The organism is Bradyrhizobium sp. SZCCHNS1050, assembly GCF_032484785.1.
Classification (GTDB): domain Bacteria; phylum Pseudomonadota; class Alphaproteobacteria; order Rhizobiales; family Xanthobacteraceae; genus Bradyrhizobium.
Map to the genome: position 1 here is coordinate 3,773,131 of NZ_JAUETR010000001.1, position 13,660 is coordinate 3,786,790.

Genomic DNA, 13,660 nt, shown 5'->3' on the forward strand with positions numbered 1-13,660 from the left:
TCGCTGGCGCGGGAAGCCATTAAACTAGAGGCTGTTGCCGAATACAATATGAAAGAGACGCCGCCGCAACACGTCGCCGCGACGAATGCCTTTCAGAGATCCGGTTAGCTCGGCCGACGATAGAGCTGTCGCCAGCGCGGCCGCCGCTCGGCATAGGCTGCCGACAGCGCGACGTCCGGAGCGAAGGTCCGCACGCGCGCCGGCGGCGTGCAGACCGCGCCGATGTCCTCACCGGTGACGGCAAGACGTGCCAGCCGCGCCGCGCCGAAGGCGGCGCCGGTCTCGCCCTCGGCCAGCCGATGAACGGGAATGCCGAGCACATTCGCCAGGATCGCCAGCCAAAGGTCCGAGCGCGATCCGCCGCCGATCGCATCCGCTTTGGCAATGACGAGCCCGGTTTCCGTCAGCGCGTCGCGGCAGTCGGCCAGTGCGAAGGCGACGCCCTCGAGCACCGCCTGGACGATGGCGTTGCGGTCGGTGGCGTGGCTCAGGCCGTCGAGCAGGCCGCGGACATGGGGATCGTCATGCGGCGTGCGCTCGCCCGAGAGATAGGGCAGGAAGCTGACCGGCGACGGCGCGGCGGGGCCCGCGCCCAGCGGGGCGAGCAGCTCGGTCTCGCTCGCGCCGAGCAGCCGCGCGACCCAGGCGAGGCATGAGGCCGCCGACAGCATCGCGCCAGCCTGTAGCCACATCGCCGGGATGGCATGACAGAAGGTGTGAACGACGCGCTCGGGATTGGCCGTGACGGCGTCGACCGGCGAGATCACGGCGCCGGACGTGCCGAGCGTGATGAATGTGGCGCCCGGCCGGACAGCACCGATGCCGATGGCGCCGGCCGGGTTGTCGCCGGCGCCGCCCGCGAAGGCCGGACGCTTCGTCATGCCCCAGCGTTCCGCGAGGTTGCTGCGCAGCCGGCCTGCCGGCGCGCAGCCTTCGACGAGGCGCGGCATCTGCGCACGGGTGAGGCCGGTGGCGGCGAGGCCCTCGTCGCACCAGTCGCGCCTGGTGACATCGAGCCAGAGCGAGCCGGACGCATCGGACATGTCCTCGATCGCATCGCCCGTCAGCACCAGCCGGACATAGGCCTTCGGCAGCAGAACCAGCCGCGTGGCCGCGAAGATCTCGGGCTCGTGCGCCGCGATCCACATCAGCTTCGGCGCGGCGAAGCCGGGCATCGCCTTGTTGCCGGTGATCGTGCGCAAGGCGGGCCAGCGCTGCTCCAGCGCAGCGCATTCGCGCTCCGACCGGCCGTCGTTCCAGAGAATGCAGGGCCGCAACGGATTCGTCGCGGCATCGAGCAGCACCGGGCCATGCATCTGACCCGACAGGCCGATGGCGTCCACCGCCGCCAACGCGCCGGGATGATCGGCCTTCAGCGCATCGAGCGTGGCGAACACCGCGCCGATCCATGCGGCGGGGTCCTGCTCGGCCCGGCCCGGTCGCGGCACGTCCATCGTCAAGGCGTGGCTGCGGCTCGCAACGACGCGCTGCGTGTCATCGACGATGATCGTCTTGACCGAGGATGTTCCAAGATCGATGCCGAGATACATGACGTCTCACGCCTGCGTGCGCAACGACGGATACGGAGTGGAGCGATACCAGACTCCTGATAGCCTTGTCATCCGAACGCGAGTCATCGCAGGGCGCTGAGGCGAGATCATTTTCACGGAGTCGAGACATGGAGCCATCTGACCAACCAGCCGAACGGGCGTCGCGTCTCGTCGGACACTACGCGCTGGTGACGGGCGCAACGCAAGGCATCGGCCGCGCGATCGCGGTGCGGTTTGCCGAGGAGGGTGCGCATGTCGCGATCAATTTCGGCGGCCCGTCGCCGTCCGGCGACGAAACCCTGGCGCTGGTGCAGGCCGCCTCAGCCGCGCATGGTCACGGCTCGCGTGATCACGTTGCCGTGAAGGCCGACATCGGCGTCGAGGCCGAGATCGCCGAGATGTTCGAGACGGTGCTGAAGCGCTGGCCCCGGCTCGACTGCCTGGTCAACAATGCCGGCTTTCAGCGGGAATCGCCCAGCGAGGCGCTCGACGTCGACACGTATCGCAAGATCCTCGAGGTCAACCTCAACGGTGCCGTGCTCTGCGCGCGTCACGCGCTGGCGCATTTCGTCACGCGCGGCGGCGGCAACATCATCAACACCTCAAGCGTGCACCAGATCATTCCGAAGCCCGGCTATCTCGCTTATTCGATCAGTAAGAGCGCGATGGCGGGCCTCACGCGGACCCTGGCGCTCGAATTCGCCGGGCGCGGCATCCGCGTCAATTCGGTCGGGCCGGGCGCCGTCGACACGCCGATCAACGCGGCCTGGACCGGGGACCCGGCCAAGCGCGCGGCGGTCGAGTCCCACATTCCGATGGGGCGGGTGGCGAGCCCGGAAGAGATCGCCGGCGTGTTCGCCTTTCTCGCCTCGTCCGAAGCGAGCTACATCACCGGACAGACGATCTATGCATGCGGCGGCATCACGCTGTTCGGCGAATTCCGAGACAATTGGGCGAGCTGATCCCGCCCCTGCATCGCTCATGCGCGCGTGCGCGTACCATCATTCGCATTGTATCCACTTGCATTGTCATCGTCGCGGTGAGGATCTCTTAAGCATCCGCGGCGCATGGCAGCCCTTCGCGGGTGCAGCGAGATTTCGTTAAGGCGTGGGTACGAGAGTGCGCGCGCTTGGCGAACTGGAATTGCGATGCATCGATTGGACCCGGACATTCGTCGCGATCTCGCGCATCTGCTGTACAGCTCGATGCCGCTGGTCGGGACGATCTCGGCCGCCGCCGTCGTGATCGGCAGCGTGATGGCCTGGGTTGCGCGCGATCCGGGCTACGCCGCGATCACGGTGGTGCTGCTGGTGATCGGCGCCCTTCGTGTTCTCAAGCTACGGATGTTCGCCGCGCGCTTCGATCGGCTCGATCACGATGCGATCATTCGCTGGGAACGCCTCTACGGCCTCGGCGCCGCCGCCTTCGGTCTGGCCGTCGGTGCGTTGTCGGCACGCGCGTTTCAGATCGGCGACGGGCCCGGCATCTGGATGTGCTTCGGCCTGTCGATGGCCTTCTGCGTCGGCATCGTGTCGCGGGTCAGCCCATGGATCGTCATGACCTCCTCGGCGGTGCTGCTGATTCCGACCGTGGTGGCTTGTCTGATGCAGCCCGAGCCGGTGTACCGGATGGGCGCCGGCATGGTGGTGCTGTTCTGGATCACGCTGCGCGGCACGTCGTATCGACTCACGGCCGCCTTCACCGAGCGGATCACGGCGCAGCAGGCCTTGGCGCGGCAGGCGCTGCGCGATTTCCTCACCGGCCTGCCGAACCGCGCCGCGTTCATCGCCGCGCTCGGCCGGTGCGATCGCCCCGTCGCCATCATCGCGGTCGATCTCGATGGCTTCAAGCTCGTCAACGACCGGTTCGGCCATCAGGCCGGTGACGAGCTGCTGTGCCAGGTCGGCGCACGTCTGCAGGATTGCCTCGGCGAAACGGGCCTGGCGGCGCGGTTCGGCGGCGACGAATTCATGCTGCTGCTGCCCGCGGTGGAACGTGACGCCGCTCTCGCGTTCGCGCAAGCGGCGGTGACGGCGCTGTCGCAACCCTTCACGCTGGCTGGAACGCGCGTTCAGATCGGCGCCAGCGCCGGCATCCTGGTCACCGAGGATCGGCAGGCGGACACCGAGGCGCTGCTCGACCAGGCCGATCGCGCGCTCTATGCGGCCAAGCGTGCCGGCGGCCAGCGTTGGTGCTGGGCCGACGACCACATGGCCGTTGCCGTCGCATGCACGGCGAGCAGCGAGGCGCCGACGCTGGCCCTCGCGGATTAGCAGCACGATCGCAGCCTGACCGCTCCACGCGGACGCTGGCAAGCTCGGACCGCGGCCGCTAATGTGGCCGGCAGAAGCCGACGAACGGCGCACGATGTCAGAAGGAGCGGCCGATGCGGAGCATCAGGATCGGCGCCGGAGCGGGCTATTCCGGTGACCGGATCGAGCCTGCGGTGGAGCTCGCGGCGAAGGGCGGCCTCGACTATCTCGTGTTCGAGTGCCTGGCGGAGCGCACGATCGCGCTGGCGCAGCAGGCGCGCATGAAGGATCCGGCCGCCGGCTATGATCCGCTGCTGGCGGCGCGCATGCAGGCCGTGCTGCCGATCTGCCGCGCCAACAACGTCCGTATCGTCACCAACATGGGTGCGGCCAACCCGGTCGCCGCGGCCGAAGCCACCCGCACCATCGCGCGCCGGCTTGGATTGACGGGGCTGAAGATCGCGGCCGTGACCGGCGACGATGTTCTGGAGCCGTTGAAGACAGCGGATGTCGTGCTCGACACCGGTGACACGATCCGGGCCCTCGGCAATCGGGTCGTCTCGGCCAACGCCTATGTCGGGGCGGGCGCGATCGCGGAGGCGCTCGCGGCCGGCGCGGATGTCGTGATCACCGGGCGCGCCGCCGACCCGGCGCTGTTTCTCGGACCTCTGATCCACGAGTTCGGCTGGGCCCTGGATGATTGGGACCGGCTCGGGCAGGGCACCGTCGTCGGTCATCTGCTCGAATGCGCCGGACAGATCACCGGCGGCTATTTCGCCGATCCCGGAGCGAAGGATGTTCCCGATCTCGCCCGGCTCGGCTTTCCGATCGGCGAGGTGCGCGAGGATGGCGAACTGATCGTGACCAAGGTCGCGGGCTCCGGCGGCTGCGTCACGCCGGCGACCGTGAAGGAGCAACTGCTCTATGAGATCCACGATCCCGAGCAATATTTCCAACCCGACGTCGTGGCGGATTTCTCGCAGGTGACCGTCGAGGAGCTTGGTCCGGACCGGGTCAGGGTGGTCGGCGGTCGCGGCCGGCCGAAGACGGGACTGCTGAAGACCTCGGTCGGCTATCTCGATTCCTATATCGGCGAGGGGCAGATCTCCTATGCCGGCCCTGGCGCGGTCACGCGCGGCCACCTTGCGCTCGATGTCGTCAGGGAGCGCCTCGCGCTCACCGGCGTGGCGGTGAACGAGCTGCGCTGCGACCTGATCGGGTTGAATGCGCTGCATGGCGACGATCGCGCACAGGGCGCCGAGCCCTACGAGGTGCGCGTTCGTGTCGCCGGGCGGACCGAGACGATGGCGGAGGCGATCCGCATCGGCAACGAGGTCGAGACGCTCTACACCAATGGCCCGGCAGGTGGCGGCGGCGCCTGGAAATCGGCGCGCGAGGTGATCGCCGTCGCCTCCTGTCTCGTTGCCGAGGATGCGCCGCAGCTCTGCGTCGGCATGCTGACAGCCTGAGTTTTCGAGGGCTTCACGGATCGCTCTCGGCAGCGCAAGCTGGCCGTCATGGTTGCGGTGCCTGAGAACAAGCGAGAATTCAGTCCATGTATGACGTCATTGTGGTCGGCGGCGGCTCCGCGGGAGCGGTCGTCGCTGCACGCCTGTCCGAAGACCCCCGGACGCGGGTCCTGCTGCTCGAAGCCGGCGCGGACTGGCGCGCGGACGACGCGCCGTGGGAGATCGTGACGCCGAACCCGATTCCGATCATCCACGATCGCGCCTTCCAGGAGAAATGGCAGTGGCCGCAGTTGATGTCCCGCCGCGTCGCCGGGCAGGACATGCGTTTCTACTGGCGCGGAAAGGGGCTGGGCGGCAGCTCGATGATGAACGGCCAGATCGCGATCCGCGGCGTGGCCGATGCATTCGATGAATGGGCGGCCAATGGCTGCACGGGATGGTCAGCCAAGGAGGTCATGCCGCTGTTCTCGGTGATCGAGGACGATCTCGCATTCGGTGATCGCGAGGGGCACGGTCGCGGCGGCCCGCTTCCAGTCACTCGCGCACCGCCTGACACATGGGGCCCGATCGATCGTGGCTTGCGCGATGCCGCGCTGGCGAGCGGCTATCGCTGGTGCGACGATCTCAACGGGCCCGATGGCGAGGGTGTCGCCTGCTATCCGATCAACAGCCGCGCCGGCCGCCGTATTTCCACCAATGAGGGCTATCTCGAGCCGGCCCGCGGCCGTCCGAACCTCGAGATCCGCGGACGGGCGCTGGTCGATCGGCTGCTGATCAGCGACGGCAGGGCGACCGGCGTGCGCGTCCACGTCGAAGGTGAAGGCGTGAAAAACGTCGCGGCGCGCGAGGTCGTGCTGTGTGCCGGCGCGATCCACAGCCCCGCGATCCTGCTGCGCTCGGGTATCGGCCCTGCGACCGATCTGCTGGAGATGGGAATTGCGGTCGTGCGTGATCTTCCGGTCGGCCGGCACTTCTTCGATCATCCGCTGTTCCGCACCACGATCCAGCTCCGCGAGGCGCTGCGTCCGACCGACCGCGACACGCGCCATACCAATTGCTGCGTCACCTACTCGTCGGGCCTCGCCGGCGGCGGCAAGCGCGACATGATCCTGATCGCGTTCAACCATCGGGGCATCGGCGTGCCCGGCGCGATCGGCGCCGGACTGTTCAACGCCTTCTCGCGCGGTACGCTCAGGCTCGCCTCGACCGATCCGAGCGTGGATCCGATCGTCGAAGAGAACATGCTGGCCGATCCGCGCGACGTGGCGCGAATGCGGGACGCGGTGAAGCGGCTGGCCGTGATCACGGTGCAGCCCGCGCTGCGCGACATCGCCGACTGGATTCGCCTCGGCGATACGGAGTTCACGCTGCCGCAGGCGGCTGCGCTGCCCGAGGCCGAGCTCGATGCGCTGCTGCGGCAGGTCACCGGCGACATCCAGCATGCGGCGGGGAGCTGCCGCATGAGCGGATTCGACGATGGCGACGGCGTGGTCGATCCGGACGGCCGCGTGAAGGGCATTGCCGGCCTGCGCGTCGCCGATGCCTCGATCATGCCGTCCGATTGCCGCGCCAACACGCATTTCACCACCGTCGTGATCGGCGAGGCGATCGCGCGGATGATGCGAGAGCGCCTGTAGAGCTCACGTGATGGCGAAGCGAAGCCCGGCGCGGGCGCGCCCGCCGGAGATCGCGATCGGGGTGCCGTCGGCGCGCCAGCACGCGGCTCCTGTCAGCGTGCCGTCGTCGCCGAACGCGATCGCGTTCATGCCGCCGGCCACGACCGGCTCGCGTTTGATCTCGTGCCCGCGTGCGGCGAGCTCCCGCGCCACATGGTCGGGAAACGCCGGCTCGAGCTCGAGCACGCCGCCCTGCGTCCAGAGCCGCGGCGCCTCGACCGCCTCCTGCAGCGACATGCCGTGGTCGATCAGGTTGACCAGCGCCTGGAAGGCCGAGGGAAAGATGCGCAGGCCGCCGGGCAGGCCGAGCGCATAGCGCAAGCGGCCGTCGCGCAGCGCCATCATCGGCGCCATCGAGGTGAAGACGCGCTTGCCCGGCTGGATCGACAGCGCGCGGCCCGGATGCGGATCGAAATTGTACATGTAGTTGTTGGCGGTCATGCCGGTGCCCGGGATCTGTACGCAGGCGCCGAACAGGCCGTTGATGGTCTGGGTCGCCGCGACGACGTTGCCCTCGGCATCGGCGACCGTGACATGGGTGGTGTTGGCGGACTCCGTCGGCGCAAGGCCCGGGCCGAAGCTCCGGGCCCGGCTCATGTCGATCTGCGCCCGCCGCTGCGCGGCATAGGCCTTCGACGTCAGCCGCTCGACCGGCACGTCGACGAAAGCGGGATCGGCGGTGGCGACCGCCCGGTCGGCAAAGGCGATCTTCAAGGCTTCGGCAAGCACGTGCACGCCATCGGCCGAACCGAAGCCGAGCCCGCCGACGTCGAAACCCTCGAGGATGTTCAGCATCTGCACGATGTGCACGCCGCTGGAGGAGGGCGGCGGCGGGCCGATGATCTCATGGCCGCGATAGTGGCCGCGGATCGGCGCGCGTTCGATCACCTTGTAGGCGGCGAGGTCGCTCGCATCGATCAGCCCGCCATTGTCGGCCATGTAGTCGGCCAGCGCGATCCCGAGCGGCCCGCCATAGAGAGCGTCCGGTCCTTGCTCCGCGATCAGCCGCAGCGATGCCGCATAGTCGGTCTGGATCACGCGCGTGCCTGGCCTGACGGGCTCGCCGCCCGGCAGGAACAGCGTCGACAGATGCGGATCGCGCGCGAGGTCGTCCGCGACCAGCCGCACGCAATCGTTGAGATAGGGACTAGCGATGAAGCCGTGCTCAGCGAGCCGGATCGCCGGCGCCATCACTTCGGCCAGCGGCAGCCGGCCGAAGCGCGACAGGGCCTCGCACCATCCCTTCAGCGCGCCGGGCACGGCGACCGCGAGCGCGCCTGCGACGTTGCGGCGGCCGCGGGTCTCGCGCGCCAGCGTGATCTCGTCGGAGACCGGATCATACATTCCTGGCGTGGCGCGCCGCGGCGCGGTGCTCAATCCGTCGAGCACGATGTGCCGTCCATCCGCAAGGCGGATGTGCGATAGCCCGCCGCCGAGAATGCCGACCATCATCGGCTCGACCACCGTCAGCGCGAACAGTGCGGCGACCGCGGCATCGATCGCGTTGCCGTCACGCATCAGCATCTCGGCACCGGCGCTGGAGGCGAGCGGATGATTGGTCACCACCATGCCGCGCGAGCCCGTCGCCGGCTGCTTCTCGCAGGTGAAGTCGGCGATGCGCCGTGTGTGCGAAGCCATTCGGGTCTCCTCTGTCGAACGGCGGATGCCGAGAGGTCGTTCTTCGCAATCCTGACCGATCCCTTGCGCAAGGGGAAGAGCGGCGCCCCAGTTCGACGAACTGATAAGTGCGCCACGCATGGCTCGGAGAGCATCGATCTCTCCCGCCGCGTTCTCATCGCCGCGCATCTGTGTTAGGCCTGCGCGCAGTTCCACTTCGCGAGCCCAGCTGATTTCATGCCTCACTACGATCTGATCATTCGCGGCGGTCGCGTGCTCGACCCGGAAACGAAGCTCGACGCCACGGCCGATGTCGCCATCAAGGATGGCGCGATCGCTGCCGTGGGCGATGTCGGCGGGGCCGCCGATCAGGTGGTCGATGCGGCCGGCCTTGCCGTCGTGCCCGGCTTCATCGATCTGCACGCCCATGGCCAGTCGCTGCCGGCGGACCGCATGCAGGCCTTCGACGGCGTCACCACGACGCTGGAGCTCGAGATCGGCGTGATGCCGGTGGCGCGCTGGTATGATGAGCAGGCGGCGATCGGCCGCCTTCTGAATTACGGCGCAGCGTCGGGCTGGGTGTTCGCGCGGATCGCGACGATGACGACGCAGCAGACCGCGTCCAACATCGCCGGCATGGGCGAGGCGATGCGCGACAAGCGTTGGGTCGAGGAGGTCGCCACGGCTGCCGAGACCGCCGAGATCGTCGAGCGCACGCGGCAGGGTCTGGAGCAGGGCGGTCTCGGCATTGCCTTCCCGAACGCCTACGCGCCCGGCACCGGCATGAAGGAGCTGTCGGAGCTGTGCAGCCTGGCGGCCAAGCATGACGTGCCGACCTACACGCACATCGCCTATATGTCGAACGTCGATCCGCGCAGCTCGGTCGATGCCTACACGCGGCTGATCGGGCTGGCCGGCTCGACCGGCGCCCACATGCACATCTGCCATTTCAACAGCACCAGCCTGCAGGATGTCGAGCGCTGCGCCGAGCTGGTGCAGACCGCGCAGAAGCAAGGCCTGAAGGTCACGACCGAAGCCTATCCCTACGGCACCGGCTCGACCGTGGTCGGCGCCGGCTTCTTCGCCGATCCCGCGTTCTGCCAGCGCATGGGCACCGGCTATGACGCAATCGAGATGGTCGCCGAGCGCCATCGGCTCGGCAGCCGCGACGAATTGCTCGCGCGGCAGCAGGACGATCCCGGCGCATTGGTGCTGATCCATTTCCTCGATGTCGCCGTCAACCAGCGCCACCGCGACCTGCTCGATGTCTCCGTGCTGTTTCCGGGCGGCGCCATCGCCTCCGATGCGATGCCGTGGATCCTGTCCAACGGCACGGACTACACCGGCGACGCCTGGCCGCTGCCGGATGACGCGGTGTCGCATCCGCGCTCATCGGCGACGTTCACCAAATTCCTGCGCGAATGGGTGCTGGACCGCAAGGCGGTGCCGCTGATGGAGGGCCTCGCCAAGTGCACGCTGATCCCGGCCCGGATTCTGGAACCGTCGACGCCCGCGATGCGCAAGAAGGGACGGCTGCAGGCCGGCTGCGACGCCGACATCGCCGTGCTCGATCTCGCCAGCCTGCGTGACCGCGCCGACTTCCTCAACATGAACCGGCCGTCCGAGGGCGTGCGGCATCTGCTCGTCAATGGCCGCGCCGTCATCACTGATGGCGAGCTCGTTCGCGACGTCCGGCCGGGGCAGGCGGTACGCCGTCCGGTCCTGTCATGATCGTCCCGGTCCTGCTGGTCGCCGGATCGCTCGGTGCCGGCAAGACGACCCTGCTCAATCATCTGCTCGCCAATCCGGACGGACGGCGTATCGCGGCTGTTGTCAACGACTTCGGCGCGGTCGACATCGACGCGCAATTGCTCGGCACCGTCACCGAGGAGGTGATCAGCCTCAAGAACGGCTGCATTTGCTGCTCGCTGCAGGGCGACCTGCTGCGCACGCTGTCCTCCGTCATCAAGCGCGATCCGGCACCCGACGCGATTGCGATCGAGACATCGGGCATTTCCGATCCCGCCGAAATCATCCGCAGCCTGATGGATCCCGTGATCTTCAAGGTGGCGCCGCTCGAGACCGTCGTCACCTTGGTCGACCCGCAGCGGCTGCGCGATGATCCCGAGATCGAACAGGATGTGCTGTGGCGCTCGCAGTTACGGGCCGCGGATTTCGTGCTGCTGACCAAGGCCGATCTGCTCGACCGCGCCGCGCTCGATGCGGCCCGCGCCGTCGTCGGCGGCACCAAGCCGCAATCGGCGATCTTCGAGATCGCGCATGGCGTCGTCGCGCCGGACCTGCTGTTCAGCCGCGACATTCGCGCGCCGCGAGAGCTGCCCAAGCAGGTGCCGACGATGTCGCAACCTTTCGCAACCCTCACCTGGACCTCCCGTGCTCCGCTGTCGCTGGCCCGCTTCCAGCAGGTGATCGGAAAGCTCGCGCCGCGCGCCCTGCGCATCAAGGGCATCCTGCTGTTCACCGACCATCCGGGACAGCCGATCCTGTTTCAGTCGGTGGCGACGCGCGGCACCTTGGCGCCGTCGCCGGTGTCGCCCGCCGATGGCCTCACGGCCCAGCTCGTGCTGATCGGACTCGAAGGTGAGCTCGACGCCGGCGAGATCGACGCGCTGCTGCACGAGGTGATCGTCGCCTGAGATCGAAGGCCGCGCGTCAGCCCGCCTGCCGCAATGCGCCGTCCGCGGCCTCGGCCCAGGTACAGCAGCCGCCCCCGGCGCGCTTGGCGGCATAGAGCGCGCTGTCGACCTGGCGCAGCACCTCGTCCATGGACTCGTCCGTGAGCGGCCGGTCGTTCACCAGCAGGCCGGCGCTGGCGCCGATCACCACGGGGATGTCGGACAGCAGGAATGGCATCGACAGCGAGCGGATTGCTTCGCGCGCCAGCGCCAGCGCCTCGTCGCGTCCGTCCGCGCCGCCCGTCACCGGCTTCAGCAGCATGAACTCATCGCCGCCGAAGCGCGCGGCGAGACCGCCCTGGCCGACACAGCTCGACAGTCGGGCTGCGACCTGACGCAGCAGGTCGTCGCCGGCGTGGTGGCCATGGCGGTCGTTGACGGGCTTGAAGCCGTCGAGATCGATGGCAATGATCGCGACAGTCCGGGTCGTGCGTTCGAGCGCAGCCAGGAAGGCCGCCCGGTTGGGCAGGTCGGTCAGGAAATCATGGTTGGCCTGGCGGGCCAGCGCGTGCTTGGCCTCGAGCCGCTCGATGAACGCGGTGCTGAGATGGCGCGAGGCTTCGCGGATCGAGAACCAGAACAGCACCAGCAGGACGGCCCCGAGCTGATAGGGCAGCTCCGGGCGCATCAACCCGGCGATGAGCGTCGGGGCGAGCAGCACGGCGGTTGTCGTCAGCACGACCCACGGGCGGATCGCCGCGCGCGACACCATGCCGACGCAATAGGACATCGACAGGCCGAAGGCGATCCATGCGCCCGGAGCATCGTTGAGCTGGAACGCGCGGAAGGTGAGAGCGCCAAGCGCAAGGCCGAAGGCGGCGGCGCCCGCGGCGTAGACTTTCTCCCAGAGGATCACGTCGCGATCGGACAGGCGTCCCGCATATTGTTTGTAGCGCAGCAGGCTGACCACGCGACCGATGGCGTTGACGATGATCGCGAACGTGATCGCGATGTAGCCGGGATCGCCGTGCAGGACCGCAAGCGTGACCGAGCCGGTGATGGCGGCCGCGTTGATCGACATGACCTGCGGCAGAGACGTGTACAGCAGATCGACGAGCTCGCGCCGGATCGCCGGGTTCGGATGGATGAATCTGGAAAGCAGCCCATGTCCCATGGGAACACCATGGGACACCTTTCCTAACAGTTGATGGGCGCGAACGATTCGCGCGACGAAGGTTCGGAGTTACCTTAAATCTTCGTCAATCGCTCAGGGGGCGCGGCTGGGGTCGGTGGTTGGATAGACCGGCGTCGCCGTCGACATCCGCGAGGGCATCGGCGCCGCCGCCGCCACTTTCGGCGCCTCTGCCTTCGGCGTCTCCGCCTTGATGTCGGACTTTGGCGGCTCGAGCTTCAGCGGCCGCAGCGGCTGACGCTTCGCCATCGCGTCGAGTACGGCGCGGTTCGTCTTCTCGATGCGCTTTGCGGCCGCGACGTCGGCAAAGGCGCGGTCGAACTTGCGCATGCGATAGAACACGATGCCGCGGTCGATATAGGCCTCATGGTAGCGGGGATCGAGCTGGATCGCCGCGTCGAGATCGGCCAGCGCCGCCGCGAAGTCGCCCTTCTGGAACGCGGCCATGCCGCGATCGTGATGGGCCTGGGCCTCGTTCGAAGCCGTACCCCCGGCGAGCATTGTATCCGCCGTGCATGGCGCGGTCGCACCTGCCGCGCAGGGCGCACGCTCCTGCTCGGCAGAATAGACCGTGTCGATCTTGCTGACGCGTAGCGGAAGCGGATCGGATACCGAGGCATTGCTGCCCGATGCGCTGCCGACCGTTGCGCTGGCAGCCGTCTCGCCGCCGGAATTCGCGGCCGCATCGCCGGTCGTCGCCGCGTCAGTGGCGCTATCGATCGGTTTGGCGGGAACCTCGTTCGGCTTGACCTTGTTGGTCGCAACCACGATCGGCTTGAGCGGCGCGACGGAAGCCGACGACATGTGGGTGAACAGCAGGTAGCCGGTTAGCGCCACGGCGGACGCTCCGGCCAGCGCCATTACGCCGGACGCGACCTTGTGGACCTTGGCGACGACGGCCAGCTTGGAATCCTGCTGATGCTCGTCCTGCGCGGCGCCGAGCAGCCGGTCATAGGCCGTGCGCTGCTCCTTGTCGCCGAGAATGTCGTTGGCGCGGATGATCTGTCGAAACCGCAGCGCGGCATCCGGATCGCCGGGATTGACGTCGGGGTGGCTCTCTTTGACCGCTTTGCGGAAGGCCGCCCGGATATCGTCAGCGTCATCGTCCGGAAGAGCTCCGAGTAAATCGTAAAGCGTCTTCATCGTCGTTCTCGCTGCAGGCTTCCCTCGTCTCCGATCGAAATTCCTACGGCGAATTTACGCTGGAGCACTCGTACTAACTCTTTCCGCTTCGCATGATGGTTGGTCAATCCGGCGGAAAAATGACT

General features: G+C 67.9%; 10 protein-coding genes. 6 read left to right on the top strand and 4 right to left on the bottom strand.

The window, feature by feature from the left end; genetic code table 11:
• Positions 1-104: 104 nt before the first annotated feature.
• A complete protein-coding gene (gene xylB, locus QX094_RS17040; RefSeq protein WP_316185851.1) occupies positions 105-1,550 on the bottom strand; it encodes a xylulokinase in 1,446 nt (481 codons plus the stop codon).
• Positions 1,551-1,678: 128 nt separating this feature from the next.
• Between xylB and QX094_RS17045 the strand changes: the two genes are divergently transcribed.
• The 4 genes from QX094_RS17045 to QX094_RS17060 all read left to right on the top strand — a co-directional run bounded on the left by QX094_RS17045 (position 1,679) and on the right by QX094_RS17060 (position 6,908).
• Positions 1,679-2,512 (top strand): glucose 1-dehydrogenase, encoded by an 834-nt coding sequence (locus QX094_RS17045; RefSeq protein WP_315713946.1) that lies wholly within the window; start codon positions 1,679-1,681, stop codon positions 2,510-2,512.
• A gap of 186 nt (positions 2,513-2,698) precedes the next feature.
• Positions 2,699-3,823, top strand: a complete 1,125-nt coding sequence (locus QX094_RS17050; protein ID WP_316185850.1) for a GGDEF domain-containing protein — start codon at positions 2,699-2,701, stop codon at positions 3,821-3,823.
• 113 nt (positions 3,824-3,936) lie between these two features.
• Positions 3,937-5,271, top strand: coding sequence for an acyclic terpene utilization AtuA family protein (locus tag QX094_RS17055; RefSeq protein ID WP_316185849.1), 1,335 nt, complete (start codon positions 3,937-3,939; stop codon positions 5,269-5,271).
• Positions 5,272-5,357: 86 nt separating this feature from the next.
• Positions 5,358-6,908, top strand: coding sequence for a GMC family oxidoreductase (locus QX094_RS17060; protein WP_316165747.1), 1,551 nt, complete (start codon positions 5,358-5,360; stop codon positions 6,906-6,908).
• A 3-nt stretch (positions 6,909-6,911) separates the two neighbouring features.
• Here the strand turns inward: QX094_RS17060 and ggt are convergent, their stop codons facing one another.
• Positions 6,912-8,585 carry a gamma-glutamyltransferase gene (ggt, locus tag QX094_RS17065; protein WP_316185848.1) on the bottom strand — a complete coding sequence of 558 codons (1,674 nt, stop codon included), beginning with the start codon at positions 8,583-8,585 and terminating at the stop codon, positions 6,912-6,914.
• A 216-nt stretch (positions 8,586-8,801) separates the two neighbouring features.
• Between ggt and QX094_RS17070 the strand changes: the two genes are divergently transcribed.
• Positions 8,802-10,295 carry an amidohydrolase family protein gene (locus QX094_RS17070; protein ID WP_315826045.1) on the top strand — a complete coding sequence of 498 codons (1,494 nt, stop codon included), beginning with the start codon at positions 8,802-8,804 and terminating at the stop codon, positions 10,293-10,295.
• Positions 10,292-11,221 carry a GTP-binding protein gene (locus QX094_RS17075; protein ID WP_316188053.1) on the top strand — a complete coding sequence of 310 codons (930 nt, stop codon included), beginning with the start codon at positions 10,292-10,294 and terminating at the stop codon, positions 11,219-11,221. The genes QX094_RS17070 and QX094_RS17075 overlap by 4 nt, the downstream gene beginning before the upstream one ends.
• 16 nt (positions 11,222-11,237) lie before the next feature.
• Here the strand turns inward: QX094_RS17075 and QX094_RS17080 are convergent, their stop codons facing one another.
• A complete protein-coding gene (locus tag QX094_RS17080; RefSeq protein ID WP_315713953.1) occupies positions 11,238-12,374 on the bottom strand; it encodes a GGDEF domain-containing protein in 1,137 nt (378 codons plus the stop codon).
• A 93-nt stretch (positions 12,375-12,467) separates the two neighbouring features.
• On the bottom strand, positions 12,468-13,535 hold the full coding sequence (locus QX094_RS17085; RefSeq protein ID WP_315752637.1) for a J domain-containing protein: 1,068 nt from the start codon (positions 13,533-13,535) through the stop codon (positions 12,468-12,470).
• Positions 13,536-13,660 lie beyond the last annotated feature (125 nt).

What these genes read in the sequence shown, in the direction of transcription:
- xylB (WP_316185851.1), bottom strand. Translation starts at nt 1,550, where the DNA reads ATGTATCTCGGCATCGATCTTGGAACATCCTCGGTCAAGACGATCATC.
- QX094_RS17045 (WP_315713946.1), top strand. Translation starts at nt 1,679, where the DNA reads ATGGAGCCATCTGACCAACCAGCCGAACGGGCGTCGCGTCTCGTCGGA.
- QX094_RS17050 (WP_316185850.1), top strand. Translation starts at nt 2,699, where the DNA reads ATGCATCGATTGGACCCGGACATTCGTCGCGATCTCGCGCATCTGCTG.
- QX094_RS17055 (WP_316185849.1), top strand. Translation starts at nt 3,937, where the DNA reads ATGCGGAGCATCAGGATCGGCGCCGGAGCGGGCTATTCCGGTGACCGG.
- QX094_RS17060 (WP_316165747.1), top strand. Translation starts at nt 5,358, where the DNA reads ATGTATGACGTCATTGTGGTCGGCGGCGGCTCCGCGGGAGCGGTCGTC.
- ggt (WP_316185848.1), bottom strand. Translation starts at nt 8,585, where the DNA reads ATGGCTTCGCACACACGGCGCATCGCCGACTTCACCTGCGAGAAGCAG.
- QX094_RS17070 (WP_315826045.1), top strand. Translation starts at nt 8,802, where the DNA reads ATGCCTCACTACGATCTGATCATTCGCGGCGGTCGCGTGCTCGACCCG.
- QX094_RS17075 (WP_316188053.1), top strand. Translation starts at nt 10,292, where the DNA reads ATGATCGTCCCGGTCCTGCTGGTCGCCGGATCGCTCGGTGCCGGCAAG.
- QX094_RS17080 (WP_315713953.1), bottom strand. Translation starts at nt 12,374, where the DNA reads ATGGGACATGGGCTGCTTTCCAGATTCATCCATCCGAACCCGGCGATC.
- QX094_RS17085 (WP_315752637.1), bottom strand. Translation starts at nt 13,535, where the DNA reads ATGAAGACGCTTTACGATTTACTCGGAGCTCTTCCGGACGATGACGCT.